This is a genomic window from Tomitella biformata AHU 1821 (genome assembly GCF_000524475.1).
GTDB classification, from domain to species: domain Bacteria; phylum Actinomycetota; class Actinomycetes; order Mycobacteriales; family Mycobacteriaceae; genus Tomitella; species Tomitella biformata.
Genome location: NZ_BAVQ01000055.1, coordinates 1 through 4038 on the forward strand (window position 1 = coordinate 1; position 4038 = coordinate 4038).

At 69.4% G+C, this 4038-nt stretch carries 4 protein-coding genes; all 4 read left to right on the forward strand.

What is annotated here, in order from left to right; translation table 11 throughout:
* Window positions 1–350: 350 nt before the first annotated feature.
* The 4 genes from TBIF_RS14925 (at window position 351) to TBIF_RS14940 (ending at window position 3927) form a co-directional block, all read left to right on the forward strand.
* Entirely contained in the window at window positions 351–1103 is a 753-nt protein-coding gene (locus TBIF_RS14925) for an SDR family NAD(P)-dependent oxidoreductase (protein ID WP_024795578.1), read from the forward strand.
* Window positions 1104–1216: 113 nt separating this feature from the next.
* The gene (locus TBIF_RS14930; protein ID WP_148302289.1) at window positions 1217–1978 is read left to right on the forward strand and encodes a FadR/GntR family transcriptional regulator; all 762 of its coding nucleotides are present in this window, start codon (window positions 1217–1219) and stop codon (window positions 1976–1978) included.
* A gap of 219 nt (window positions 1979–2197) precedes the next feature.
* Window positions 2198–3004 carry an NAD(P)-dependent oxidoreductase gene (locus tag TBIF_RS14935; RefSeq protein ID WP_024795580.1) on the forward strand — a complete coding sequence of 269 codons (807 nt, stop codon included), beginning with the start codon at window positions 2198–2200 and terminating at the stop codon, window positions 3002–3004.
* 56 nt (window positions 3005–3060) lie between these two features.
* Window positions 3061–3927: a mycofactocin-coupled SDR family oxidoreductase gene (locus TBIF_RS14940; protein ID WP_024795581.1), complete on the forward strand. Its 867-nt coding sequence runs from the start codon at window positions 3061–3063 to the stop codon at window positions 3925–3927.
* Window positions 3928–4038 lie beyond the last annotated feature (111 nt).

The following is a 4038-nucleotide window of genomic DNA, read 5'->3' on the forward strand; positions in this document are numbered from 1 at the left end:
ATACCCGCGACGCACAAAAGGCGTTGACTTGTTTAGCTATGTGGAGACTATCAGACGCTGTAACCCACATCACCCCGAACGATCGGCGCTCCCGCGAGCCGCCACAGGGGGGAGCCCTCCCGCAGGGGATGTCAATAAGACCAGGAGAGGGCGACACCCGACGCCGCCAGTTAGTGAATCAGTTCATATCGTCGATATACAGTGACATAGATTACATGATAGAACTAGTTAACCCATTTGACTAGATCGAATTCTCGGCCGCCGCGGCGGCGCAAGGCCCGGCGAGCCCCTCGAGCCCTGGGCAAGCGCGGAGACAGCAGCCCCACACACCACACCTTGAGGAGAGAAAAGTGACGCAATCACTGGAGAACAGGCGCGTGCTGGTCACCGGCGGCGCGACCGGGATCGGCGCCGCGGCGGTCCACGTGCTGCACGCCGCCGGCGCCAAGGTCGCCGCCACCTTCCACAACACCAGGCCCACGGCCTCGCCCGAGGCGCGGTGGCTGCAGTGCGACGCGACCGATCAGGATCAGGTGGACCAGACCGTCGCCGCGGCCGTGGCGGAGCTCGGCGGCCTCGACGTGCTGATCCACGCCGCGGGGAACTGGACGCCCGGGCTGCCCGGCCAGCTCGACGCGAACGACGTCCACACCGCGATGGCGGTGAACTTCACCTCCACCGTCCTGACCAACCAGGCCGCGCACGCGGCGATGCGGGCATCCGGCGGGCAGATCATCAACTTCGGCTCCGCCGAGGGGGTCACGGGCAGTGCGGACTCGGCGAGCTATGCCGCCGCCAAAGCCGCGGTGCAGTCCTGGACCCGATCCGCGGCCAAGGCCTGGGGCCGCGACGGAGTCACGGTGAACGCCCTCGCGCCGGCCATGCAGACGCCGGGCGCCGACAGGCGGCTCGGCACGCTCAACCCCGAGCACATCCCCATGTACGAGCAGCAGCTCAAGGCCGTGATCCCCCTCGGCGGCAAGCTCGGGGACCCGGTCTCGGATCTGGGCCCGGTGCTCCTGTTCCTCGCCAGCGACGCCGCCAAGTTCATGACCGGCCAGCTCATCGCCGTCGACGGCGGCTTGATGATGCTGGGCGCATAGCCCGCTAACCCCGTACCCGCACTGTCCGCGGGATACAGTCGTCATGGTCATCGAGGGAAGGGCCCGAACAGAACGTGCAGTCACAATTCAACGGAGTCAGCACGGACGCCAGCGTGCGACCCCCGAAGGTCTCCGAGCGGATTGCGGACAGCCTGCGCAGCCAGATCGTCCGCGGCGAGATCACCCCGGGGAGCATGCTCCCGCCGGAGAAGCGAATGGTCGACGAGCTCGGCGTTTCCCGGCCCACGCTGCGGGAGGCCTTCCGCATCCTCGAGAGCGAGGGCCTGATCACCGTGCTGACCGGCGCACGCGGCGGGCCCCAGGTCCGCTGGCCCGACCTCAGCGTCGCGTCCCGGCACATCGGCCTCTACCTGCAGACCCGCGGCACCACCCTCGCGGACTTGTTGGAGGCGAGGGCGGAGTTCAGCGCCAGCTGCGTGCGGGTGCTGACGGGCCGCCGCACCCCGGAGGGCCTGGCCGAGCTGCATGCCTGCGTCGAGAAGCAGCGCCGGATCTGGGCGGCGGGCGTCGACACCGCCAACGACTTCGCCCGCTGGGTCTCGCTCACCGGCGATTTCCACGAGCTCATCGCGCACCACTGCGGGAACAAGACGCTCGAGGCCCAGGCGAAGTCCTTGGGCGAGGTCCTCGGCGCCCACCGCGCCCTGAGCATCCGCCGCAGGGAGGACCCCGACGCGATCGCCGACACGTCGTACATCCCCAGCGTCATCGCCGCCTACGCGGAATTGCTCCGTCTGATCGAGACCGGGGACTCGGCGGCGGCAGCGGAGCACTGGCGATCCCACCTGCAGGCCTCTGCGGACGTCGTCTACCGCAACCGCGACAAGGACTCGGTCATCAGCCTGTTCGAGTAGTCGCCCCAAAACCCTTGTCGCGCACTTTCATACGTGCTACAACTAGTTAACTTATTACTAGTTGACGATCGACACCGTTCCCGCTCGAGTCGTCACACCACCCCGCGGCCCGCCCCGATCGCACCTTTCTCACACGCTGTCGAAGACCTCGCGGCGGCCCGCGGAGAACTCCCCGGGCCTCCAGACGCACGGCGGCGCCCCAGCCGAAGGAGCACACGCATGACGTCGACCGCAATCGGGTTCATCGGCACTGGCCTCATCGGGGAACCGATGGTCGAGCAACTCCTCGCCGCGGGCCGGCCCACCACGGTCTACGCCCGACGGGCCGAGGTGGGAGACCGGCTGGCCCACCGCGGCGCCGTGAGCGCGTCGCGGCCGGCGGACCTCGCGGCCGCCCCGATCGTGCTGGCCTGCTTGTTCTCCGATGGGCAGGTGCTGGAGGTGTGCCCTCCGATCATCGCCGCGATGCGGCCCGGCTCCGTCTTCATCTCGCACACCACCGGCAGCCCCGTCACGACCCGCCGGCTGGCAGAGCTCGCACTCGGTAGCGGAGTGTCGATCGTGGAGGCGCCGTTCAGCGGGAACGCGGCGGCGATCCGTCGTCGGGATCTCACGGTGCTGCTCGCCGGCGAGGCCGACGGCGTCGAGATCGCGGCCGACGTCGTCGCCGCCTATGCGTCGACCGTCCTGCGCACCGGCGGACTGGGCACCGCCCTGGCCGCGAAATTGCTGAACAACGCCCTGTTCGCAGCGTGTTCCCAGCTCACGCTCACCGCCATCGAGGCCGGCCGGACCCTCGGCCTGGACGAGAACCGGCTCCTCGAGGTGCTCGCCGTGAGCAGCGGGGGCAGCACCGCGGGCCGCTACATCGCCGACTCCCCCCAGGACTCGCGGGCCTACAGCGCGCGCCTGCCCCGCTACCTGAGCAAGGACCTGGCCTCCGTCCGCCAGGTCGCCGCCGACCTCGGCGTCGACATCGGCGACCTGCTGGCCGCCGCGGAGCGCGGCCCCCTGGACCTCGACTGACCACACAGTTCACCCCCAACCGCAGCTCACCGAGCCGCGTCGAGAAGGAGCGAGAAATGACCGGCAGCCTCTCAGGAAAAGTAGCTTTCATCACCGGCGCGGGCCAGGGCCAAGGCCGCAGCCATGCGGTGCGGTTGGCGGAGGAGGGCGCCGACATCATCGCCGTCGACATCTGCGCGCAGATCGACTCCGCCACCCACACGATGGCGACGGAGTCCGATCTGGCGGAGACCGCGCGCTTGGTCACCGCGCTCGGCCGCCGGGTCCTCACCCGGACCGTGGACGTGCGCGACCGCTCCGCCGTGCTGGCCGCCGCCGCGGCCGGCCACCACGAGTTCGGCCGCATCGACATCGTGGTCGCGAACGCGGGGATCTGCCCGCTCGGCCCCGACGTAGCCATGTCCGCCTTCCTCGACACGGTCTCCGTCGACCTCGTCGGAGTCGTCAACACCGTGGAGGCGGCCTTTCCCTACCTGAAGGCGGGAGCCTCGATCGTCTGCACCGGGTCGATGGCCGCCATGATGGGCCAGACGATGACCAGCCCGGAGGCCGGACCCGGCGCGGCGGGCTACGCGCACGCCAAGCGCGGCGTGGCGCGCTTCGTCCACGACGCCGCGCTGCAGTTCGCGCCGCTGGCGATCCGGGTCAACGCCGTGCACCCCGGCAACATCGACACCCCGATGCTGCAGAACGACGCGATGTACAGGGTCTTCCGCCCGGACCTGCCCAACCCCACCCGGGAGGACGCCGAGCCGGCCTTCGGCATCGCCCACCAGCTCCCCGTGGTCACCATCGATCCCCGCGACATCAGCGAGGCGGTCCTATACCTGTCCTCGGACGCCTCCCGCTACGTCACCGGCCAACAGCTCAAGGTCGACGCGGGCGCCCTGCTCGTCAGCACCAGCTCCGGCGCCCCGGCCTGAGCTGAGCGCCGCCGCGATCCACAGGGCGGAATTTGCCGGTGATGTGGGTTACAGCGTCTGATAGTCTCCACATAGCTAAACAAGTCAACGCCTTTTGTGCGTCGCGGGTAT

Excerpts from the sequence above, each read along its gene's own strand:
- TBIF_RS14935 (WP_024795580.1), top strand. The coding sequence starts at position 2,198 with ATGACGTCGACCGCAATCGGGTTCATCGGCACTGGCCTCATCGGGGAA.
- TBIF_RS14940 (WP_024795581.1), top strand. The coding sequence starts at position 3,061 with ATGACCGGCAGCCTCTCAGGAAAAGTAGCTTTCATCACCGGCGCGGGC.